At 43.2% G+C, this 21,811-nt stretch carries 22 protein-coding genes; 18 read left to right on the forward strand and 4 right to left on the reverse strand.

Translation table 11 applies throughout. The features are described from left to right. The first annotated feature begins 16 nt into the window (after positions 1-16). The 11 genes from ACNORC_RS05325 (at position 17) to dnaG (ending at position 11,995) form a co-directional block, all read left to right on the forward strand. A complete protein-coding gene (locus ACNORC_RS05325) occupies positions 17-2,014 on the forward strand; it encodes a DUF3858 domain-containing protein (RefSeq protein ID WP_418334562.1) in 1,998 nt (665 codons plus the stop codon). Then, positions 2,011-2,337: a nucleotide pyrophosphohydrolase gene (locus ACNORC_RS05330; RefSeq protein WP_418334563.1), complete on the forward strand. Its 327-nt coding sequence runs from the start codon at positions 2,011-2,013 to the stop codon at positions 2,335-2,337. Before ACNORC_RS05325 ends, ACNORC_RS05330 begins: the two co-directional genes overlap by 4 nt. After that, entirely contained in the window at positions 2,337-2,597 is a 261-nt protein-coding gene (locus tag ACNORC_RS05335; RefSeq protein WP_418334564.1) for a hypothetical protein, read from the forward strand. Before ACNORC_RS05330 ends, ACNORC_RS05335 begins: the two co-directional genes overlap by 1 nt. Before the next feature lies 1 nt (position 2,598). Next, on the forward strand, positions 2,599-3,831 hold the full coding sequence (locus tag ACNORC_RS05340; protein ID WP_418334565.1) for a 3-phosphoshikimate 1-carboxyvinyltransferase: 1,233 nt from the start codon (positions 2,599-2,601) through the stop codon (positions 3,829-3,831). 131 nt (positions 3,832-3,962) lie between these two features. Continuing rightward, entirely contained in the window at positions 3,963-5,012 is a 1,050-nt protein-coding gene (gene queA / locus ACNORC_RS05345; RefSeq protein ID WP_418334566.1) for a tRNA preQ1(34) S-adenosylmethionine ribosyltransferase-isomerase QueA, read from the forward strand. Positions 5,013-5,227: 215 nt separating this feature from the next. Further along, positions 5,228-6,268, forward strand: a complete 1,041-nt coding sequence (rlmN, locus tag ACNORC_RS05350) for a dual-specificity RNA methyltransferase RlmN (protein WP_418334567.1) — start codon at positions 5,228-5,230, stop codon at positions 6,266-6,268. A 60-nt stretch (positions 6,269-6,328) separates the two neighbouring features. Continuing rightward, positions 6,329-7,306, forward strand: a complete 978-nt coding sequence (locus ACNORC_RS05355) for a polyprenyl synthetase family protein (RefSeq protein WP_418334568.1) — start codon at positions 6,329-6,331, stop codon at positions 7,304-7,306. A gap of 238 nt (positions 7,307-7,544) precedes the next feature. After that, a complete protein-coding gene (locus ACNORC_RS05360; RefSeq protein WP_418334569.1) occupies positions 7,545-8,117 on the forward strand; it encodes an RNA polymerase sigma factor in 573 nt (190 codons plus the stop codon). Continuing rightward, a complete protein-coding gene (locus ACNORC_RS05365; RefSeq protein WP_418334570.1) occupies positions 8,098-8,826 on the forward strand; it encodes a hypothetical protein in 729 nt (242 codons plus the stop codon). The genes ACNORC_RS05360 and ACNORC_RS05365 overlap by 20 nt, the downstream gene beginning before the upstream one ends. Before the next feature lie 82 nt (positions 8,827-8,908). Next, on the forward strand, positions 8,909-9,940 hold the full coding sequence (locus tag ACNORC_RS05370) for a hypothetical protein (RefSeq protein WP_418334571.1): 1,032 nt from the start codon (positions 8,909-8,911) through the stop codon (positions 9,938-9,940). A gap of 102 nt (positions 9,941-10,042) precedes the next feature. After that, positions 10,043-11,995, forward strand: a complete 1,953-nt coding sequence (gene dnaG / locus ACNORC_RS05375) for a DNA primase (protein ID WP_418334572.1) — start codon at positions 10,043-10,045, stop codon at positions 11,993-11,995. Here the strand turns inward: dnaG and ACNORC_RS05380 are convergent. Both ACNORC_RS05380 and nadE read right to left on the reverse strand, forming a co-directional pair. After that, a complete protein-coding gene (locus tag ACNORC_RS05380) occupies positions 11,988-12,626 on the reverse strand; it encodes a response regulator transcription factor (RefSeq protein ID WP_418334573.1) in 639 nt (212 codons plus the stop codon). The two genes, dnaG and ACNORC_RS05380, sit on opposite strands and share 8 nt — an antisense overlap. 139 nt (positions 12,627-12,765) lie before the next feature. Beyond that, positions 12,766-13,554: an NAD(+) synthase gene (gene nadE / locus ACNORC_RS05385; protein ID WP_418334574.1), complete on the reverse strand. Its 789-nt coding sequence runs from the start codon at positions 13,552-13,554 to the stop codon at positions 12,766-12,768. Between the two features lie 96 nt (positions 13,555-13,650). Between nadE and gldB the strand changes: the two genes are divergently transcribed. Together gldB and gldC are read left to right on the forward strand one after the other, a co-directional pair. Beyond that, positions 13,651-14,610 (forward strand): gliding motility lipoprotein GldB, encoded by a 960-nt coding sequence (gene gldB, locus ACNORC_RS05390; RefSeq protein ID WP_418334575.1) that lies wholly within the window; start codon positions 13,651-13,653, stop codon positions 14,608-14,610. Further along, positions 14,610-14,948 carry a gliding motility protein GldC gene (gene gldC / locus ACNORC_RS05395; protein ID WP_418334576.1) on the forward strand — a complete coding sequence of 113 codons (339 nt, stop codon included), beginning with the start codon at positions 14,610-14,612 and terminating at the stop codon, positions 14,946-14,948. The genes gldB and gldC overlap by 1 nt, the downstream gene beginning before the upstream one ends. A gap of 6 nt (positions 14,949-14,954) precedes the next feature. Here gldC and yihA read toward each other — a convergent pair whose 3' ends face one another. Next, positions 14,955-15,563, reverse strand: coding sequence for a ribosome biogenesis GTP-binding protein YihA/YsxC (gene yihA, locus ACNORC_RS05400; protein WP_418334577.1), 609 nt, complete (start codon positions 15,561-15,563; stop codon positions 14,955-14,957). Between the two features lie 10 nt (positions 15,564-15,573). Continuing rightward, a complete protein-coding gene (locus ACNORC_RS05405) occupies positions 15,574-16,338 on the reverse strand; it encodes an alpha/beta fold hydrolase (RefSeq protein WP_418334578.1) in 765 nt (254 codons plus the stop codon). A 286-nt stretch (positions 16,339-16,624) separates the two neighbouring features. On the opposite strand from ACNORC_RS05405, the gene mraZ reads away from it, so the two are divergent. From mraZ to ACNORC_RS05430, 5 genes are read left to right on the forward strand one after another with little or no spacing between them, the layout of a single operon-like run. After that, positions 16,625-17,098, forward strand: a complete 474-nt coding sequence (gene mraZ / locus ACNORC_RS05410; protein WP_418334579.1) for a division/cell wall cluster transcriptional repressor MraZ — start codon at positions 16,625-16,627, stop codon at positions 17,096-17,098. After that, on the forward strand, positions 17,085-17,981 hold the full coding sequence (rsmH, locus tag ACNORC_RS05415; RefSeq protein ID WP_418334580.1) for a 16S rRNA (cytosine(1402)-N(4))-methyltransferase RsmH: 897 nt from the start codon (positions 17,085-17,087) through the stop codon (positions 17,979-17,981). Before mraZ ends, rsmH begins: the two co-directional genes overlap by 14 nt. A 15-nt stretch (positions 17,982-17,996) precedes the next feature. Continuing rightward, complete coding sequence (locus tag ACNORC_RS05420) at positions 17,997-18,314, forward strand: FtsL-like putative cell division protein (RefSeq protein ID WP_418334639.1); 318 nt, start codon at positions 17,997-17,999, stop codon at positions 18,312-18,314. 7 nt (positions 18,315-18,321) lie between these two features. Next, positions 18,322-20,328 (forward strand): PASTA domain-containing penicillin-binding protein, encoded by a 2,007-nt coding sequence (locus ACNORC_RS05425; RefSeq protein ID WP_418334581.1) that lies wholly within the window; start codon positions 18,322-18,324, stop codon positions 20,326-20,328. Next, complete coding sequence (locus ACNORC_RS05430; RefSeq protein ID WP_418334582.1) at positions 20,325-21,788, forward strand: UDP-N-acetylmuramoyl-L-alanyl-D-glutamate--2,6-diaminopimelate ligase; 1,464 nt, start codon at positions 20,325-20,327, stop codon at positions 21,786-21,788. The genes ACNORC_RS05425 and ACNORC_RS05430 overlap by 4 nt, the downstream gene beginning before the upstream one ends. The last annotated feature ends 23 nt before the right edge of the window (positions 21,789-21,811 follow it).

Consider the following 21,811-nt stretch of genomic DNA (forward strand, 5'->3'; position numbering starts at 1 on the left):
TTATAAATACAATAAGGTGAAAAAATTGCTTTTTTGGTGCTTCATGGTCTATAGTTCCATTGCATGGTCCCAAACAGAAAAATTTGGGGATGTCAAAAAGAAAGATCTCCAGGAGAAAATGTCTGAAGAAGAAAAGGCAGCAGGTGCCGTAGTGCTGTTCAAAGGAAGGGAGACACATTTTGAATACGATGAGAACACAGGCTGGTACCTGGTTACCGAATATTATGAACGGGTAAAGATCACAGAACAAAAAGGTCTGGAAGCCGCGACTAAGAAAATAGATGTCTATTTAGACGGTAATAAAAAAGAAAAGGTCACCAGGATCAAAGGAAACACCTACAACCTGATAGGTGGAAAATTGCAAAGGGAATCCCTGGAAAACGACTGGATCTTTGAAAATCAACTAACCGAAAACCGGTTGCAGTACACTTTTACAATGCCGAAGGTCTCAGTAGGTTCGATTGTAGAGTGGGAGTATAAAGTGACCTCCCCATTCTGGAAGATCGATGACCTCGTTATGCAGCAGGAAATCCCGGTACGTCATTATTTTGCAAAGATCCTGGTGCCGCAATTCTTTCAGTTCAAGGTGGTCAAAAAGGGCTTTTTTAAGATCGAGCCCCGGGAGTACATTGAGAACCGAAAGATGTATGTTTCCTGGAAAGACAAGGATTCTTATGGGAGAATTTTGGAAACTTCTAAAGGAGGAACCTTAAGCCTGAAAGAAGTAGTGACTGAATTCGAAGTGAAGGATATTCCTTCCCTTCAACCGGAACCATACGTGGATAATATCGAAAACTACCGCTATTCGATCATTTATGAACTGCAATCAACCGCTTTCCCAAACCTGCCTAAGAAAAAATATTCTAGTAGTTGGGGCGAAGTAGCCAAGGCTATTTTTGAATTTGAAGACTTTGGAGGCCAACTAAAGGATGGCAGGTTTTTAAAGGAGGAAGTTGCCAGGATCTCTGACAGTGCAAAAAGCCTGAGAGAACGAATGGATTTGGCTTTCGGGTTTGTAAAGAATGGTTACACCTGGAACGGGAAATTATCAAAGTATGCTGAACAGGATCTCGAAAAAACATACAAGTCCAGAACGGGAAACGTCGCTGATATTAATCTTACTTTAATCCTGCTCTTGAGGGAATGTGGATTAAAGGCTAATCCTGTACTCCTTAGTACCCGAAGCCATGGAAAACCAATATTTCCTACTATTGAAGGTTTCAACTATGTAATTGCGGGAGTGCGCTTCGATGATGAGATCATTTTACTGGACGCTACTGAAAAATGGAGTAATCCTGGAATGCTTCCCGAGCGGGTCTACAATTGGGTAGGACGCATGGTGGAAGAGAATGGATACTCCCGTGAAGTGGAGTTGTTGAGCCGTGAACCATCCAGGGAAGATGTAATTGTGAATTACGAACTTAAAGAGGATGGCAGTATTGAAGGACAATTAAGGCGCCGTTTTTCCTTATTGGAAGCTATGAAATTCCGAAAGAAATTTGAAGGGGCGAATGCTTATGAGCAGTCTTTATTGAAGGAATTTGGGTTGGACGAAGTTACCGGACTCGAAGTGAATAATTTAGAGGAAATAGAAAAACCGGTAGACGAAAGCTTCCATTTTGTTAGAAAAAATGCATTCGATAAAGTGGAAAACTCCATTTACTTTTCTCCCATGAATTTCCTGGCGCTGCTGAGATCGCCATTTTTTGAGGAGGTCAGGCAGTTTCCTGTCAACTTCAGCTATCCTTTTGAAACTTCTTATTCTTTTAATATTGCCTTGCCTGAAGGTTATGAAATAAGTTATATGCCGGAATCCGGTTTAATCACTTTTGGCGAATCGGGAGAATTTAAATACATTATTAATCAAGTTAACGGGAATATCAGGCTGCGGGTTTCTTTTTCAATACAGGAGCCTTTTATTCCGCAAGATCAGTATACGGCATTGCAAAAATTCTTCGATCAACGCGTGGAAAAAGAAAATGAAAAAGTAGTTTTGCTAAAAAGAGCATTATGAACATACAGGACGCTCAAAAAGCAGTCGATGAATGGATACAGGAGCACGGAGTGCGGTACTTCAATGAACTTACAAACATGGCTCAACTTACCGAAGAGGTAGGAGAGGTTGCCCGCATTATAGCCCGCCGCTATGGAGAGCAAAGTGAAAAGGAGAGCGATAAGGCAAAAGATCTAGGTGAGGAACTGGCAGACGTGGTCTTTGTGGTACTGTGCCTCGCAAATCAAACAGGCATAAATCTGCAGGAGGCCTTTGATAAAAAACTGGATCTCAAATCAAAAAGAGATAAAGACAGGCATAAGAACAATGAAAAATTACAGTAATGCGCATATTTGACAATTTCAAAAACCCTGAATTCTGGGTAAAAGTATTTCAGCTGGCGTTTGTTTTTTTCGTCATTTTCGTGGGGATCTCCTTAATTATCTCCCACTTCAGAGAAATAGTAGCCGGTAATTTTGCAGCCATTTATGAAGATGAATGGGCTAATGGCCAATGGGTAAATTACTTTTTGATAAAGGCTGTTATCAGCATCGTGTATGCGATCTACATGACAAGCCGCAGGAAGGAATTCGCAAGACGTTAATATGGATCTGCGAATCTCCCATCCAACCAGATCCGTTTCCGGAGAAATCTCGGTTACCGGTTCAAAAAGTGAATCTAATAGACTGTTGATCCTACAGGCTCTTTTTCCGGGTATAGAGATCAGTAACCTGTCCAACAGTGATGATACTCGTGTCTTACTGAAAGCCCTGGCTTCAAATGAAGAAAAGATAGACATTCATCACGCCGGCACTGCGATGCGCTTTCTTACAGCATATTTTGCTACTAAAAGTGGGAGGGAAGTAGTGCTCACGGGAAGCCAACGCATGCAGGAGCGACCGGTAAAGATCCTGGTCGAAGCCCTGAAGTCTTTAGGAGCCGATATCGAGTATGTCAAAAATGAAGGCTATCCTCCCCTTAAGATAAAAGGAAAAGAACTTAGCGGGAGTACCGTAACGGTAGCCTCCAATATCAGCAGTCAGTATATTTCAGCTTTAATGCTTATAGCTGCATCCCTTCCTTCGGGATTAAGGATCAGGCTCTCCGGTAAGGTTACTTCTGTGCCTTACATCGAAATGACCTTAAGTTTACTGAAGACCTGTGGTATCAACGGAAGCTTTTCCGGCGACCTTATTACTATTGATCCTGTAGAGAAACAGTCTCCTGCTGAGATGACAGTGGAGTCTGACTGGAGTTCGGCTTCTTACTTTTACAGTATAGTGGCATTGAGCGAGGATGCTAAAATTTCCCTGGCGAGTTATAAGGAAAGTAGTCTTCAGGGGGACAAAAGCGTAGCAGGTATTTATAAGCAGCTGGGCGTTAAGACGGTCTTCAATGGAGAGATTATTCACCTCTCAAAAACCCCTTTTAAGAAACCCGCTACCCTGGTGCTGGACCTGTCAAACAGCCCCGATCTTGCGCAGACCATAGCCGTTACCTGCCTTGGGTTAGGTATCAAATGTGATCTCACCGGACTTCACACTTTACGGATCAAAGAAACTGATAGGTTACAGGCGCTCAAGAATGAGATGGAAAAACTCGGCGGAGAGGTGCGTATTACTGCAGATTCGCTGCATTTTGTTCCTTCAAAAGAGTTAAAATCTGGTATAAAAATTGCGACCTATAATGACCACAGGATGGCACTTGCCTTTGCACCTTTGGCGCTTAAAGTGCCACTGGAAATTGAAGATTCAGAAGTAGTGTCAAAATCTTTTCCCGGCTTCTGGGAAGATCTTCGCGCTCTTGGTTTTTCAATAGAAAATACTGCGATTGGTTAAAATGTTTTCAGTTTAAGGTGTCTTTAGACCGCGCAGACTGACAGTTTTATTAAATAAACCTGCATTTACTTGACAACCCCTATCTTCAGGTTGTATATTTGCAGCTTTTAAAATCTATCTTACATATGGGAATGAAATTATCACACTTCAATTTTGATCTTCCGCCAGAACTGTTGGCCGAATATCCTTCAGAACACCGCGATGAAGCACGTCTTATGGTGTTGAACCGGAAAGATCAGACAATTGAGCACAAGCAGTTCAAGGATCTTATCGATTATTTTGAGCCGCATGATGTGATGGTATTGAACAATACCAAGGTTTTTCCGGCGCGTCTCTTCGGAAACAAAGAGAAGACCGGAGCTCGTATTGAAGTGTTTTTGCTGAGAGAATTAAATGCTGAAACCCGTCTATGGGATGTACTGGTTGATCCTGCCAGAAAGATCAGGATTGGAAACAAACTTTATTTTGGAGAAGATGAATCTTTGGTAGCTGAAGTAATTGACAATACTACTTCCCGCGGAAGAACGCTTCGTTTCCTATACGATGGTTCTTACGAAGAATTCAGAAATAAACTTACAGAACTTGGGGAAACCCCACTTCCGAAGTACATCAAAAGAGAGGTGCAGCCTGAAGATCAGGAGAGGTACCAAACTATATACGCGAAAGAAGAAGGAGCTGTTGCAGCTCCAACTGCAGGACTGCACTTTTCAAAGCACCTGTTGAAGCGTTTAGAGATCAAGGGAATTGACTTTGCTGAAGTTACTTTGCACGTAGGATTGGGAACTTTTAGTCCTGTTGAGGTGGAAGACCTTTCCAAGCATAAAATGGACAGTGAGGAAGCTTTTATTCAAAAGCCTGCTGTTGACACTATCAACAAAGCTATTGCTGAAAAACGTAAAGTTTGTGCTGTTGGTACTACCGTAATGCGTTCTCTGGAAAGTTCCGTTTCTTCCAACAGGACTCTGAATGAATTCAGCGGTTGGACGAACAAATTCATCTTTCCTCCATACGACTTTAGTATCGCGAACTGTATGATCACCAACTTTCACACACCAAAGTCTACTTTGTTGATGATGGTGTCTGCATTTGCAGGTCATGAATTCATGAAGAAGGCCTATGCTGAAGCTGTGAAAGAGAAATACAAGTTCTACACTTATGGAGACGCTATGCTAATCCTCTAAGAATAAGAATTCGAATAAAAAATATAAACCTGCAAGGTCTTTTTTGACCTTGTAGGTTTTTTGTTTTCAAAAAGATTTTTAATTCAATTTCAAAAAGCCATGATCTTAAATCCTGAATTTAAAATATTGAATCGGAGAGTGGCTAACTTATTGATTATCAAAAATGGCATTTTAGAAGTCCATTCAAATCTAATTTAGTTTAGTACTTTTGCGGCGTGAAAAACGAAAAGAAAGACATACGGGCACTTACGAAAGAACAACTGCAGCAATTCTTCGTTTCGCAGGGGGATAAATCCTTCCGCGGAACCCAGGTTTACGAGTGGTTGTGGGGAAAAGGTGCTCATTCCTTTGAAGATATGACCAATATCTCTAAGGAAACACGTCAAATGCTGGATGATAATTTTGTCATCAATCACATTCGGGTTGATCAAATGCAGCGCAGCAGCGACGGTACGATTAAAAATGCCGTAAAACTGCACGATGATCTAACTGTAGAGTCTGTTTTAATCCCTACGGAAACCCGAACCACTGCTTGTGTTTCTTCGCAGGTTGGATGTAGCCTGGACTGTAAATTCTGTGCTACCGCCAAACTGAAGCGAATGCGGAATCTTAATCCTGATGAGATCTATGATCAGGTGGTGGCAATTGATAATGAGAGTCGGCTGTATTTTGACAGGCCACTTTCAAATATTGTCTTTATGGGAATGGGGGAGCCTTTGATGAACTACAACAATGTTTTGAAGGCTATTGAAAAGATCACTTCTCCTGAAGGTTTGGGAATGTCCCCAAAAAGGATCACGGTCTCCACTTCGGGGGTGCCAAAAATGATCAAAAAGATGGCTGATGAGGAGGTGAAGTTCAAACTGGCAGTGTCCCTACATTCGGCTATTGATGAGGTAAGAACTTCAATAATGCCCTTTAACGCTACTTTTCCGTTGGAAGATCTGCGGGAGGCGCTTGAATATTGGTACGCCAAGACCAAAAGCCGTATCACCTATGAGTATGTGGTCTGGAAAGGGATCAATGATCGCAAGAAAGATGTTGATGCCCTCGTTCGGTTCGCCAAATATGTACCCTGCAAAGTCAACCTGATAGAATACAATCCTATTGGCGATGATCATTTTATGCAGGCACCTGCTGCGACAACAGATATGTACGTGCGCGAATTGGAACGCAATGGAATTACCGTGACCGTAAGAAGGTCCCGTGGAAAAGATATTGATGCCGCCTGTGGCCAGCTGGCCAATAAATCATAATCAGGTTTTGAAAAACGGAAGTGTTAAATCCAACAGGATTTAACTATCTTAGCAGCCCATATGAAGGTAACCTCCAGAATAAAGCTGCCGGTAGAGAATGAGATGGAACTTTTTGAAAAGAAGTTCACAGAGTCCATGTCTTCCAAGGTTGCCCTTCTTAACCGTATCACTCATTTTATTGTAAACCGCAAAGGAAAGCAGATGCGACCTATGTTCGTGTTCCTGGTGGCCAAAATGGTCTCTGAAGGAGAGGTGAACGAACGTACTTATCGCGGGGCTTCGGTCATTGAGCTCATTCATACTGCTACCCTGGTGCACGACGATGTGGTCGACGATTCTAACCGCCGACGTGGATTCTTTTCCATCAATGCGCTTTGGAAGAATAAGATCGCTGTACTTGTAGGAGATTACCTGCTTTCAAAAGGCCTGTTGCTATCTATTGACAACAACGATTTTGATCTTTTGAAGATAATTTCGGTCGCTGTGCGGGAAATGAGTGAAGGAGAACTGCTGCAGATCGAAAAAGCACGCCGACTTGATATCACCGAAGAAGTGTATTACGAGATCATTCGGCAGAAAACCGCTACTTTGATCGCGGCCTGTTGTAGCCTTGGCGCCGCTTCTGTAAGGCCCGATTCGGAAGAGGTGGAAAAAATGCGCCTTTTTGGAGAATTGATTGGAATGGCCTTCCAGATCAAAGATGATCTTTTCGACTATGGGAACGAACGCATTGGAAAACCTACCGGAATAGATATCAAGGAGCAAAAAATGACACTTCCGCTGATTCATACCCTTAATAAGGTTTCCGAAAAAGAGAAGGCGTGGCTGATCAATTCTGTTAAGAACCACAACAAGGATAAGAAAAGGGTGAACGAGGTAATTGCTTTTGTGAAGGCAAACGGCGGACTCGATTATGCTGTAGCCAAAATGAAGGAATTTCAGCAAAGAGCCCTTGTCATTCTTGACGATTATCCCGACTCTCCTTATAAGGATTCATTGATCCTGATGGTGAACTACGTGATCGAGAGGAAGAAATAAATTCCAAATTCCAATTCGGTTTCCAGAATTGTAAATTAGTTTAGCCAACAGCCAACAGCCAACAGCCAACAGCCAACAGCCAACAGTCAACCTGCAACATTTTATCCTCCGTCCACCGCCCTCTTAACACACCCTAACGCTCAAAAACTCACTTTTTTCAAAAAAAATATTCCACCCGGGCAACCTTTTGTAATTTAATTGCGTCTATGTCAATAGAAGGCCTTTTAAAAGAACGAGGGTGAAAGTAATTCAACTCTTTAAGAACGAATCTCAGATCATCAAACGTGCTGCCCGCGGAAACCGGGAAGCGCAGCAGCGACTGTATGAAGTGCACTCGGGCAAGATGCTCAGCGTTTGCAGGCAATACGTCAAAGATCTTCATCATGCTGAAGAAGTGATGTTAAACGGCTTCTACAAGGTGTTTACGCATCTGAAGGATTTCAGGGATGAGGGCAGTTTTGAAGGTTGGGTACGGCGGATCATGATCAGGGAAGCTATCTCATTCCTTCGTTCTCAGAAGAAAGTTGAATTTCAGGAAGAGGAGGAGATAATTGGAAATCACTATTCCTTTGATCCCGTTACCGCAGAATTGAATGCCGATCATATTCAGAGTCTGATCGACAGCCTTCCGGAAGGTTACAAAATGGTCTTTGTATTATATGCGGTAGAAGGTTATAAACATTCAGAAATAGCAAAAATGCTGAACATTTCTGAAGGGACTTCCAAATCGCAGCTTTTCAAAGCGAGGAAGATGCTGCAGGAAAAGTTGAACATAGAAAAAGCTACAGGTTATGGAACCGGTCAAATTTGAAGAACACGTAAAAAAACAGCTGAGTCAGAGGGAGATCACTCCTTCAGCCGATAGCTGGAGCAGGCTGGAGAGCAGGCTTGAAAATAATAAGAGCAGGCAAAAGCCTTACCTGTGGTGGATTGGAATGGCCGCGGCTGTACTGGTGATCGCCCTGGTCATAGGCAGTGTCTTTAGTAGTAGCCCTATTGATGAAACTCCTGTGGTTGTGGAAACTCCTTCGGAAGGAATTAAGGTCGAAGAGAATTCAGGAACTACTACACCTCAAGATGCCATTGTTGAAGCTCCGCAGGTTATGGAAGAACAAACCGAAGCTATAGTTGAAAGTATTCCGCAAGAGGAAAAAAAGCCTGAGGTTCCAAAAAGGGCAAAAACTGAAGATGTTCTGGTGGCCCAAAATACCTCTAAGGAAGAAGTTGTTGTTGAACCAGAAGTAAAAACAGAATTTACAAGTAATACCGTGGTGGCAGAAGTTGCTGACGAAGGTGAGAAAAATACTAAAGTCACAGATTCTGAAGTTGAAGCTTTACTGCAAATGGCAAGGACAGAGATACAAAATGATCCTGCTTATGCCGCTCAGCAATTCGATTCGGAGGAGCTTTTGGACGAGGTGGAATTCGAACTGGAAGAGTCCTTTAGAGAGAAGGTTTTTGAGGTCCTTAAAAAAGGCTTTTCTAAAGCCAAAACGGCAGTAGCAAATAGAAATTACTAAACTTAATAATCATCAATCATCAAAAATGTGCTTTTTTGCCTCTCTTTCGGGAGGGGCAGTTAAGCCTTAAAATTAAATCATCATGAAAAAAGTTACATTTTATCTGGCATTGTTTATCCTTAGTTTAGCTTCGGTCCCTTTACAGGCCCAGGAAGACAGTACTAAAGTTGAGGTTAAGATCGAGCGCCTGGAAAAGGAAAAACAAAAGATAATTTCCGAAGAAAAAGAAGCCCTTAAGAAGGAGGTGGAGAAGATCAATCAACGATTGGATAATAAAGAGATAGGTTGGGAAGAGGCGGAAAGGCTCAAAAGTGAAGCTGCTAAAAAACATGCGCTGAATATTGAGAACCGGGTAGCAATAATTGATAACCAGATCTCGCTGCTGAAACGTGAGGAAGAAGAGGTGACCTGGAGTTGGGACGAGGACGATGATTCGAATGAGGACGAAGACAAGTGGTATCACAAGAGCCATTACAGTCGTACCTCCACCCACCTGGTGGTGGCCGCAGGGTTCAACAACGCCCTGGAAGACGGGCAATCTCCCAATGATTCTGATTTCAAGATTGGTGGCAGCCGTTTCTTTGAGATAGGCCTTGCCTGGAGAACAAGGGTTTTTGACGAGTCTAACTGGTTGCGTTTACGCTATGGATTCTCTTTTCAGTTCAACGGTTTAAAACCTACAGATAATCGGTATTATGTTGAGAACGGTGACATGACCGAATTAGTGGAATACCCGCTGGATCTGGATAAATCTAAATTCCGCATGGACAACCTGGTTTTCCCGGTACACTTTGAATTTGGGCCTTCCAAAAAATTGGAAACTGAACGTAGTGTGTGGTACTCCACCAAAGATCAGTTTAAACTAGGGATAGGTGGTTACGCCGGATTTAGCCTGGGAGCACGTCAAAAACTGAAATATGAAGAGGGTGGAGAAAATGTCAAGAAAAAACTGAAAGATGACTATAATACTAATGACTTCATCTACGGATTAAGCAGTTATATTGGTTGGGGTGGAACTGCACTTTATGTGAAATATGACCTGAATACCATTTTTAAAGACCCTAATCCTGAGTTACACAACATATCTGTAGGGCTGCGGTTTGATGTCAATTAAAAACAAATATTGTTGAGTTAGTTTTAGAAATGGCTTCCTGAATTTGGAAGCCATTTCTTTTATCTTTATCGTACATTTGAAAAAATTTTCTACCCAAAGTTCTTGATCTCAAAGAATACCATAGACCGCGTTTTTGAAGCTTCCCGCGTAGAAGAGGTGCTGGGCGATTTTGTAAACCTGAAAAAATCAGGAAGTAATTACAAAGGCCTGAGTCCTTTTAGCGACGAGCGTACCCCAAGTTTTATGGTGTCTCCTGTCAAACAGATCTGGAAGGATTTTTCCAGCGGAAAAGGTGGAAATGTGGTGGCCTTTTTAATGGAGCATGAGCATTTCACCTATCCGGAGGCGATAAAATACCTGGCAAAAAAATATAATATTGAGGTTGAGGAGACTGAACAGAGTCAGGAGCAAAAAGAACAGGCAGATGAGCGGGAGAGTATGTACCTGGTTTCTGAATTTGCCGCAAAGTATTTTAAAAATACCCTTTTAAAGACTGAATTAGGAAAAGCTATTGGGCTGAGTTATTTCAAGGAAAGAGGATTTACTGAAGAAACTATTGAGAAATTCCAATTAGGTTATTGTCTGGACGATTGGAATGCTTTTACAAATGAAGCTCTGAGCAAAGGCTACAAACTGGAATATCTTGAGAAAACCGGATTGACCATTGTAAAAGGTGAAAAGCAATTCGACCGGTTCAAAGGGCGGGTTATGTTTCCAATTCAGTCTATGTCTGGCCGGGTTCTGGGCTTTGGTGGCCGTATCCTTACCAACGACAAAAAGGCCGCAAAATATCTTAACAGCCCGGAGAGTGAGATCTACCATAAAAGCAAAGTGCTTTATGGGATCTACCACGCTAAACAGGCGATCTCCAAGGAAGACAACTGTTATCTTGTAGAAGGGTATACCGATGTTATCCAATTCAACCAGGCCGGAATAGAGAACGTAGTTTCTTCTTCGGGAACTGCACTCACCCCGGAACAGATAAGGTTGATCAACCGGCTTACCAAGAATATTACGGTTCTTTTCGATAGCGATGCGGCCGGACAGCGTGCTTCTATTCGAGGGATCGACCTGATCCTGGAACAGGGGATGAACGTGAAGGTTTGTGCCTTTCCGGAAGGTGATGACCCCGATAGTTTTGCAAAGAAGAATACCGAAGAGGAAATTCGGCTTTACCTGAAGGAGAATTCTAAGGACTTCCTGAACTATAAAGCTTCGCTTCTAATGGAGGACGCGAAGAATGATCCGGTTAAAAAAGCCAGTCTCATAAGAGACATGGTGAACAGTATTTCAAAGATTCCCGATAATATTCAGCAGGAAGTGTACGTGCAGGAGACCGCACGAATCATGGATATTTCAGAAGAAGTACTTTTTTCCACGCTGGCGCAGCTCACAGGAGGGCAGGTGAAAAAGGCAGCTCCTCAAAGACCTCGCAGTATGGAGGTGGTCAAAGGAGATGCAGTTCCCGGAACCAAGGTAAATGAGCAATACGAACTGGAGAAGACCATTATCAGCTTACTGTTGTTGTACGGTTCTATAGAGGAAGAATTCGAAGAACTGGTGGTGAAGATCGACGATAAAGGAGAAATGAAACTGGAGCCCGAAATTAATCGGGCCAAGGTATATGAGAAGATCTACCTCGACCTGCAGGAAGATGAGATGAAGTTTGCCAATCCTAATTTTAAGGAGGTCTACGACAGGATCATTAGGAAGTTTACGGCTGAAGGGGAACTGGTGCAGGAGTCTTTCCTGAATGAGATCCCGGTGGAAACAGCGGCGGCGATAACCGATATTCTAATGGAAGACGATCGGTATGCCCTTTCCAACTGGGAAGGGAAAGAGATCTTTGTTAGAAGTAAAGAGGATCGTGTGGGCCAAATGGTACAGGAAACCATTCTGAATCTAAGAAGGTTCCTGGTGAAGGAGAAAGTGAAAGATCTGAGCAAAAAGCTTCCCGATTCTTCTTCCGAAGAATCGCAAGAAATCCTGCAGGAGATCATGGATTATGATCAGCTGAGAAAAAAGATCTCCGAAAAGCTCATGCGGGCTATGTAGAACGCAACTGAAGCAGGCGTGACTGGTTGATAAGATCTGCCAGGTTATCTACCCTTAATTTTTTCAAAAGCCGCGTCTTGTAGGTGCTAACGGTTTTTTCATTAATATCCAGCGCTTCGGCAATATCCTTATTCCTTTTTCCGGTAGAAAGAAGGTTCAAAACTTCGATCTCACGCGTTGACAATTTCTTGTAGCGTGAAACGAGGCTGTTGGAGCGGGTGGAGCCGGAATTGATCTTTTCACTAATTTCTTTATTGAGGTAAATTCCTCCTCTTGCCACCTGGTGCACAGCATCTCTAAGAATATCGGTATTTGCTGTTTTTGAGAGATAGGCCGCAGCACCTGCTTTAATGGCGTTGAGAGCATACATCTCTTCGGGATGACAACTCAGGATAAGGATCTTTACCCCGGGGTTTTCAGCTTTAATAGTGCGGAGTGCTGTTATTCCATTGATTTCCGGAAGATCGATCTCGAGGATCAGAACATCCGGATTTTTATTTCGTAGCGCTTTGAAAAGGTCTTTTCCGTTAGTCACTTTACCCACAATCTCATACACCCCTTCTCTTTCCAGAAGAGAAGAAATTCCCATTCGTGTGATGGGGTGGTGGTCGGCGATAAGTATCTTAGTCATTGTTTGAATTTTAGCACAAAGAATTTCATTTGTGAGGGTCCCGTAAAATTCTGAATGTTAGTTTAAAAAGTGTCTGGTGGGGGAGAATGAAAGTTAACTCCTAATTTCTTCCTACACCAATTTTTTCGATGAAGTACAATTATTTTAGATGAAGAGGGATCTCGCAAACCGGGATTGGTTCCATTTTATGTTTGTTTGCTCCGTGCCTCATCTTATAGATCCTGAAGACCTCTTTTTCCCTTCCTGAGAAATTCTCCAGTTTTTTGCCTTTTTCAGCTTCCCTCATAGCCCATTCCAGCTCATCGTAAGTTGCGCCAATCTGGTCTTCATCAGAACGACTATCTCCAAACAGACCGTCTGTGGGTGGGGCATCAATTATATTTTCAGAAACTCCCAATGCCCGTGCCACCTCATACACTTCACTTTTCATAAGATCGGCGATAGGGCTGAGGTCGACACCACCATCCCCGTATTTGGTATAAAAGCCAACTCCGAAGTCTTCTACTTTGTTTCCGGTACCGGCAACCAGGTATTTATGCAATCCGGCGAAATAGTAAAGGGTAGACATGCGCAGCCGTGCCCTGGTATTAGCGAGGCTGAGATCCAGATTAGGGCTTGCTTCCACTTGTGGTACTGCCTTTTTAAAGGTTTCAAATGTATTGGTGAGGTCCACCTCAATATCGGTCACATTAGCGAATTTCTTTTTAAGGTCCTGAATATGATTGTGTGCCCTTGTCACCTGATCTGGTGCCTGGTGAATGGGCATTTCCACACAAAGAGTGCGAAGGCCGGTGCGCGCGCAAAGGGTAGATACCACTGCGGAATCAACTCCGCCGCTCACTCCTACAATAAACCCATTCATATTGGCAGCAGAAGCGTAGGTTTTTAGCCAATGTACAATATGATCTATAACTTTTTCAGTTTGCATAAGTTGTGCTTTTTAAGCTGGAAATAATATCTTTGTTAACAAAAATAGGCTTTCACTGGCTTTATTAAAAAGGCCCTGTCGTTAAACCCTTCTTAAATGCTGAAAAAACTGATTTTTTGCTGTTTTCTTGCCGTTCTTTTTTCCTGTGCTGAGGAGGATGAGCGGGAAGCAGAGATCTCAAAAATTCCTGTGGAGGTTGATCTTTCCAGGTTCGATCAGCGTTTTGCAAATGCTACCGGCGATAGCCTGCCGGGCCTAAAAAGGGATTTTCCGTATCTCTTTCCGAAGCAGTTTCCAGACAGCGTCTGGATAGAAAAAATGCAGGACACCATTCAGCTGGAACTGAATACTGCCGTGACCGAAAAATTTCCGAACCTGCAGCAATTAGAGTTTGACCTGGAGAGCCTTTTTCAGCATGTGAAATATTATTTTCCTCAGCAAAACATTCCGAAGGTTGTCACCCTCACCTCAGATGTTGATTACCGCAACCAGGTGGTGTGGACAGACTCTCTGGTATTGATCTCACTCGACACTTACCTGGGAAAAGATAATCTCCTTTACCAGGGAGTGCAGGAATACATCAGGAAGAATTTTGAGCCCGAGCAGATCCTGCCAGACGTGGCAGCAGCTTTTGGGTTAAGGGTTACCCCCAAACCGCGGTCCCGCAACTTTATTGCTCATATGATCTACTATGGGAAGATCCTCTATCTCAAAGACAGGTTGATCCCTTTCGCAGATGATGCCCGAAAAATGGGATATACAGAAGAAGAGCTGGAATGGGCGCAAAATAATGAAGACCAGATCTGGCGGTATTTTGTAGAACAGGAACTGCTGTACTCCTCAGACACTGAATTACATACCAGATTTCTATATCCCGCACCTTTTTCAAAGTTCTTCCTGCAGCTGGACAATGAAGCTCCTGCGAGGTTAGGGCAATATATTGGCTGGCAGATTGTGAAAAGATATATGGAAAAGCAAGAGGTTCCTGTGCAGGAGATGTTGCAGACCGATGCGGAAACCATATTTAATAAATCAAATTATAAACCTAAGAAGTAATGGCAATAGCTAAGAAATCAAACATAAATATCAATGTATCCCTTGATGAGAATCGGGTGCCGGAAGAATTGCACTGGAGTGCAGAAGATGGGGGAGTGGAGAATCAGGAGGCCAAGGCCATGATGTTGAGCATGTGGGACGGGCAGCAAAAGGAGACCTTGAAGATCGACCTGTGGACTAAAGATATGCCGCTGGATGAAATGAAAATGTTCTTTCATCAAACCCTGGTGACTATGAGCGATACTTTTTACCGAGCTACTCAGGATGATAAAATGAGGGATACCATGAAAGACTTCTGTGAGTACTTTGCAGAAAAAATGGAGCTTAAGAAAAAGTAGAGTTGATTATTCCTTTGGAAGGATTCCGTCATTAATACTCTGGATGAAGTCAAGTACTTCATCGCGGCCTGTACCGTTGGAGGAGGAGGTTACAAAATACTGTGGCATTTCGGTCCAGGTCTCCAGCATCTTCCCCTGGTAGTTGTTGATATTACGTTGCAGCGCACCGGGTTTCAGTTTGTCGGTCTTTGTGAAGATTATACAGAAGGGAATGTGATGTTCCCCAAGCCATTCCATAAATTCCAGGTCGATCTTTTGAGGTTCATGACGGCTGTCAATGAGCACGAAGGCACAGAGCATTTGTTCCCTTTTTTCAAAATAAGCCGTGATGAATTTCTGAAAGGTTTTTTTGGCACTTTTGGAAACCCGTGCATAACCGTAGCCGGGAAGGTCAACAAGGTGCCAGCTGTTGTTGATCAAAAAATGGTTTATTAGCTGGGTCTTTCCGGGGCGGCCTGAAGTCTTCGCAAGATCCTTGCGATGGGTGAGCATGTTGATGAGGGATGATTTTCCCACATTGCTGCGTCCAATGAATGCATATTCAGGCAATTGACTGGCCGGGCATTTAGAAACATCGCTGTTGCTTATAACGAATTCGGCCGATTTGATCTTCATTCCGAGTAGTTTACAGGTTCCTGTCGGTCAACCATTTGTAGAGGATCTCGTTAAAGGCATCGGGATGCTCCATCATGGCAGCGTGTCCGCACTTTTCGATCCAAAACAGGTCGGCGTCTGGCAGCAGGCGGTAAAAATCTTCTGCAACCTCCGGCGGAGTAACATTATCGTTGCGCCCCCAGATGATACAGGTTGGGGTAAGCATTTTTGGAAGGTCCTTAGACATGTTGTGCCTTATCGCGCTTTTCGCTATCGCCAGGGTCTTGATCAATTTATTACGATCGTTGACCGTCTCAAAGACGTCATCTACGATCTCTTTTGTTGCAATTTTTGGGTCGTAGAAAACATTTTCAGCTTTTTTACGAATGTATTCGTAATCTCCCCTTTTTGGATAGCTTTCTCCCATGGAGCTTTCGTAAAGACCCGAACTTCCGGTTATTACAAGAGCTTTAATATACTGCGGAAAAAGCTTAGTGCATAAAAGCGCAATATGACCTCCCAAAGAATTTCCCAACAGAATAACTTCAGAATAACCTTTATGAGCAATGAATTCCTTTAGGTATTTGGCGAAATTAGCAACACTTGTCTTAAGAAGAGACAGGTCGTAAAGTGGTAACTTGAGAAGAATTACTTTGTAGCCGTGTTGGGGGAAATAATTCAGTACTCCCTCAAAATTACTCAATCCACCCATTAATCCGTGCAGGATAATGATAGGGGTTCCTTCTCCTTCCTCTACATAACTGAACTTCCCTTCTTCCCGTAAATTGTTTTTCATTGGTTGCCTTTGCTGTTAGCTTCGCAAATATAGCGAATTCACCACAAGTATAAAGCTTTTCACTTACACTCTTGAGGTAAGGCATTTGAAAATTGCCCGGTTCAGTTTCAGGAAAATACCTGAGGCAGAAAAATTTTTAACATTTTTCTAATACAACTAAAACTGCTTCAAGTAGTTGGTTTCAGTAGAGATTGGTGGGGAAGGTGGTAAGAATTTATTAACAATGTGGTAAAAAGTGGTAAAATGTGGTTTAATTTTCAATATATTTGAATCGTAAACTATTCAGGTGGTAAATCTCATTGGGACATATGAATGTAAGGTAGACGCCAAAGGGCGGCTGATGGTACCTGCTCCTATCAAGAAGCAGATGGAACCAATTCTGCACGAGGGTTTTGTGCTGAAGCGTTCCGTTTTTCAGCCATGTCTTGAGCTATACCCAATGGAGCGCTGGAATGAGCTAATGAAGCGTATGGCCAGCCTGAACAGGTTCGATCCCAAAATAGCCAGTTTTATCAGGCAATTCACTGCCGGCGTAAAAATGGTGGAAGTGGATGGAAATGGAAGGTTATTGATCCCGAAAGATCTTATCAGGATCGCGGGAATAGAAAAAGAGATCGTTTTGACGGCTCCCATAGATATCATCGAGATATGGGATAAGAATAAATACGAGAACGTGATCGATACACCTCAGGAAGAATTTGCCAAACTGGCCCAGGAAGTAATGGGTAATACAACTATTAATGTAAATGAGTTACCATAATCCCGTTTTACTCAAAGAAACTGTGGACGGGCTGAATATTCAGCCTTCCGGCGTTTATGTGGACGTCACTTTTGGTGGCGGCGGGCATTCGCGGGAGATCCTGAGCAGGTTAGGGCCTAACGGAAAACTATTTGCTTTTGACCAGGATAAAGATGCGTTGGAGAATGCGATTGACGATGAGCGATTTACCCTGATCAATGAGAATTTCAGATTTATAAAAAGATTTTTAAGGTTCTACGGGATTCGTAAAGTGGACGGCATTCTTGGTGATTTTGGAGTTTCCTCTCATCAGTTCGATGTGGCTGAACGGGGTTTTTCAACTCGTTTTGAGTCTGAACTTGATATGAGAATGAACCAAGAAAGTACATTAAGTGCTTTTGAGGTGGTTAATAACTACGAGGAGAAGCAGCTGAGGGATGTGCTTTCGAAATACGGAGAGCTTCGAAATGCTCCTAAAATTGCCCGCACTATTGTCTCTGCCCGAAAGGAAGGCGAGATCAAAACCAGCGAGCTACTCAAGGAGATCCTGCAGCCATTCCTTCCTGCAGCAAAGGAACATAAGATCCTTGCACAGATCTATCAGGCTATCAGGATCGAAGTGAACCAGGAGATTGAGGTGCTTAAAGAATTCCTTTTACAAACTGAAGGGCTTCTAAAGTCCGGAGGCCGCTTAAGCCTTATCTCATACCACTCTCTGGAAGACAGGCTGGTTAAAAGGTTCATTAGAAGCGGAATGTTTGAAGGTGAGCCGGAAAAAGATTTCTATGGAAATATTACAGTTCCGTTTAAAAAAGTGGGGAAGTTGATCGTCCCTTCTTCCGAAGAAATAAAGAAGAATAATCGCGCCCGGAGTGCTAAACTCAGGATCGCTGAAAAAATATAGTTGCAGAAAGGTAAGATGAAGGAAAGTCTGTACGACATACTAAAAGGTAAATTTCTGGTAAGCAATGATGCTTTTAAGAACTGGAGGTTTATTCTTTTTTGCACCCTGCTGGCAATTATTATGATTGGAAGCTCTCACAGTGCCGAGAGGAAAGTGCATCAAATTGCCCGAATGAATGATGAGGTCCTGGAATTGAGAAGTGAATTCCTGGATAGCAGGTCGAACCTTATGCGTCTAAAAATGGAATCTACCATTAGCCGCAGAATGGCTGAAAGAGGGCTAAAGCCTTCGGAGGTGCCGCCTACCAAGATCGTGATCAAAGAAAAAGAATAACTGCTGAATGGCTACTACCGAAAAGCACATATTGACCAAGATCTATGTTGTGACTGCCTGCATCTTCATTTTTGCAATCGCGGTAGGTATCAAGTTGCTCAACATTCAAATTGTGGAAGGCGAAAAATACAAGGAGCTGGCCGAAGAGCGTACTTACAAGAACTTTGTCATTCCTGCCAACCGCGGAAACCTTTATGACGCGAACGGTAACTTACTCGCTACTTCAGTTCCAAAATATGACATCCGCTTTGATGCCGTGACCGTGGCAGATAAAGATTTCCAGGAACAGATTACACCCCTTTCAAAAGAGCTTTCCAGAATGTTCGGGAAGAGCAGTTCAGATTGGGCACAGAAATTAAGAACAGCTCGAGCCAACCGTCACCGGTATTTACTTATCGCCCGAAACCTTGGCTATTCGGAATACATGAGGGTGAAGAATTTCCCCATGTTCAAGATGGGTGCTAACCGCGGCGGACTTATTGTGGAGCAGCGCACCGTGCGGGAACATCCTTTAGGAAAAATGGCTGAAAGAACAGTAGGTTATGAGCGGCAGGATGAAAATGGTTATTATACCCGCGTCGGCCTGGAAGGCGCCTTTGGACCTTATTTGAGAGGAAAGGAAGGACACCGACTAAAGCAGAAGATCGCAAAAGGTCAGTGGAAACCTATTAGTGATAATAATGAAGTAGAACCAAAAGATGGGTATGACCTGATTTCTACTATTGATGTGAAAATCCAGGACATAGCGCACCATGCCTTGCTAAAGCAACTTGAAAAGTACGAAGCAGATCACGGATCGGTGGTGGTCATGGAGACTGCAACAGGCGAAGTGAAAGCTATCTCTAATCTGGGCCGCACCTCACAAGGTACGTATTTCGAAAAATTAAATTACGCGGTTGGTGAGACTCACGAACCGGGTTCTACCTTTAAGCTGATGGCCATGATTGTGGCACTTGAGGATAAGGTGATAGACACCAGTACCGTAGTAGATACCGAAAAAGGGGAGATTACTATTTACCGCAGAAAAGTTAGAGATTCTCATCGCGGTGGCTACGGAAAGATATCCGCAGCAAAAGCTTTTGAGGTTTCCTCCAATGTGGGGATAGTAAAGCTCATTTATGAAAATTATAAAGATCAGCCACAAAAATTTGTAGACAAGCTGAAGGCTATGCACCTGGATGAAAAATTAGGGCTGTCTATAAAAGGGGAAGGCGATCCCTATATTCCTGCCCCTGGAGATAAAAAATGGTCAGGACTATCCTTGCCATGGATGGCGTATGGATACGGAAGTCTTCAGTTGACCCCTTTACAAACTTTGACATTTTACAATGCAATAGCTAATGATGGCGAGATGTTGAAGCCCCGCTTCATCAAGGAAGTGAAGGAATGGGATAAGACCATTGAACGTTTTGATAAAAAGGTTATTGATCCGGCAATTTGTAGTAAGGAGACAGTAGAGAAGGTGAAAGACATGATGAAGCACGTGGTGGAAAGAGGTACCGGAAAAAGCCTTTATGATCCTAACTTTTCAATGGCAGGAAAGACAGGTACGGCTCAAACCGAATACTGGATGAAAGACTGGCCCTCTAATCCACGTTACATTTCCTCTTTTGTAGGTTTCTTCCCTGCGGAAAAACCGAAGTACTCGTGTATCGTGGTTATTCACAAACCCAATAATAAAGTGGGCTATTACGGAGCCGATGTTAGTGGTCCTGTTTTTAAAAGGATCGCCCAGAAAATATTTACAGATAATCCGGAAGTGGAAGAATTTGAATCCCTTGAGGTGACCGACCCTCCTGTGGAAAAGAATTTTCAGAAATATTTTGCTACTGCCCGAAACGCAGAAGATGTAGTACCTAACGTGAAAGGCCTTCCTGCTATGGATGCCATTTCGGTACTTGAGAACCTGGGGCTAGAAGTAAGCCTCATAGGTAGTGGAGAAGTGCAGCAGCAGTCAATTGAACCCGGTAGCAAAATTGCCGAAAACCGGGTAATAAAACTTAAACTAGGTTGAGCAGGTTAAAAGACATATTGTACAAAGTTTCTCTGGAAGCCGTCATAGGTGACACCAATGTCACCATCAAGGACATTCATTTTGATTCCCGAAAAGTGGAATTGAATGATGTCTTTGTTGCAATTCGCGGCACCCAGTCAGACGGACATGATTTTATTCAAAAAGCAGTTGAAAATGGTGCTTTGGTTGTCATTTGTGAAGAAATTCCGGAGAAGACCATCAACGGGGTTACTTATGTTCGGGTAAAGAACAGCCAGGAAGCTCTGGCTATAATGGCAGACAACTTCTACGGAAACCCCAGCAAAAATCTGAAGTTGGTTGGTGTTACCGGTACGAATGGTAAAACTACAGTGGCCTCTTTGCTTTACCAGCTTTTCACAAAAGCAGGTTTCAAAGTGGGATTACTTTCTACCGTGCAGGTGTTGGTGGCAGATGAGAAATTTCCGGCCACACATACTACCCCGGATTCCCTTACGATCAACCGTTACCTGAAGATGATGAATGACGCCGGAGTGGAGTACTGCTTTATGGAAGTGAGCTCCCACGGGATAGCGCAACATCGTACCACCGGACTTGTGTTTGCAGGCGGGATATTTACCAATCTCTCTCATGAACACCTGGATTATCACAATTCCTTTGCTGAATACAGGGATGTCAAAAAAGCCTTTTTTGACCACTTACCTGCTTCAGCTTTTGCCTTGACAAACGTTGATGACAAGAACGGCCGGGTGATGCTTCAGAATACAAAAGCAAAAAAATATACCTACGCCCTCAAATCTGTTGCCGATTATAAGGCCCAGATCCTTGAAAATGATTTTGGCGGATTACTGCTGAAGGTCAACGATCAGGAAGTGTGGACCAAACTGATAGGAACCTTTAATGCTTATAACATCCTGGCGATCTATGCCGCTTCGGAATTATTAGGTCTTACAACCATTGAAAGCCTGAAATACATAAGCGAGTTGACCGCCGTAAGCGGCCGCTTCCAATATTTCATTTCCGAAGACAAGATCACCGCCATAGTGGATTATGCGCATACGCCTGATGCTCTTCAGAATGTGTTAGACACCATCAATAGCATTAGGACAAAAAATGAGGAATTGATCACTGTGGTTGGATGTGGTGGAGACCGCGACCGTACTAAGCGCCCAAAAATGGGACATATTGCTTCGGCTTTAAGTACTAAAGTGGTGTTTACCAGTGATAATCCGCGTACCGAGGATCCTGATAAGATCATTGAGGAGGTGGAGGCCGGCGTAGAGCCACAGAACTATAAAAAGATCATGTCTATCACGAACCGCAGACAGGCAATTAAAACTGCCTGCCAGCTGGCCAAGAAGAACGATATAATCCTGATCGCCGGGAAGGGTCATGAAACTTACCAGGAGATCAATGGAGTACGAAAAGATTTTGATGATCTCAAGATCGTGACAGAATATTTAAAAGAACTGAAGAAATAATCCCTTCCGGGAAGAAACGCTAA

Source organism: Salinimicrobium soli, assembly GCF_048323655.1.
In the GTDB taxonomy this organism is placed as follows: domain Bacteria; phylum Bacteroidota; class Bacteroidia; order Flavobacteriales; family Flavobacteriaceae; genus Salinimicrobium; species Salinimicrobium soli.

Excerpts from the sequence above, each read along its gene's own strand:
- ACNORC_RS05330 (WP_418334563.1), top strand. The coding sequence starts at position 2,011 with ATGAACATACAGGACGCTCAAAAAGCAGTCGATGAATGGATACAGGAG.
- ACNORC_RS05335 (WP_418334564.1), top strand. The coding sequence starts at position 2,337 with ATGCGCATATTTGACAATTTCAAAAACCCTGAATTCTGGGTAAAAGTA.
- ACNORC_RS05340 (WP_418334565.1), top strand. The coding sequence starts at position 2,599 with ATGGATCTGCGAATCTCCCATCCAACCAGATCCGTTTCCGGAGAAATC.
- queA (WP_418334566.1), top strand. The coding sequence starts at position 3,963 with ATGAAATTATCACACTTCAATTTTGATCTTCCGCCAGAACTGTTGGCC.
- ACNORC_RS05355 (WP_418334568.1), top strand. The coding sequence starts at position 6,329 with ATGAAGGTAACCTCCAGAATAAAGCTGCCGGTAGAGAATGAGATGGAA.
- ACNORC_RS05365 (WP_418334570.1), top strand. The coding sequence starts at position 8,098 with ATGGAACCGGTCAAATTTGAAGAACACGTAAAAAAACAGCTGAGTCAG.
- ACNORC_RS05370 (WP_418334571.1), top strand. The coding sequence starts at position 8,909 with ATGAAAAAAGTTACATTTTATCTGGCATTGTTTATCCTTAGTTTAGCT.
- ACNORC_RS05380 (WP_418334573.1), bottom strand. The coding sequence starts at position 12,626 with ATGACTAAGATACTTATCGCCGACCACCACCCCATCACACGAATGGGA.
- nadE (WP_418334574.1), bottom strand. The coding sequence starts at position 13,554 with ATGCAAACTGAAAAAGTTATAGATCATATTGTACATTGGCTAAAAACC.
- gldB (WP_418334575.1), top strand. The coding sequence starts at position 13,651 with ATGCTGAAAAAACTGATTTTTTGCTGTTTTCTTGCCGTTCTTTTTTCC.
- gldC (WP_418334576.1), top strand. The coding sequence starts at position 14,610 with ATGGCAATAGCTAAGAAATCAAACATAAATATCAATGTATCCCTTGAT.
- yihA (WP_418334577.1), bottom strand. The coding sequence starts at position 15,563 with ATGAAGATCAAATCGGCCGAATTCGTTATAAGCAACAGCGATGTTTCT.
- ACNORC_RS05405 (WP_418334578.1), bottom strand. The coding sequence starts at position 16,338 with ATGAAAAACAATTTACGGGAAGAAGGGAAGTTCAGTTATGTAGAGGAA.
- rsmH (WP_418334580.1), top strand. The coding sequence starts at position 17,085 with ATGAGTTACCATAATCCCGTTTTACTCAAAGAAACTGTGGACGGGCTG.
- ACNORC_RS05420 (WP_418334639.1), top strand. The coding sequence starts at position 17,997 with ATGAAGGAAAGTCTGTACGACATACTAAAAGGTAAATTTCTGGTAAGC.
- ACNORC_RS05425 (WP_418334581.1), top strand. The coding sequence starts at position 18,322 with ATGGCTACTACCGAAAAGCACATATTGACCAAGATCTATGTTGTGACT.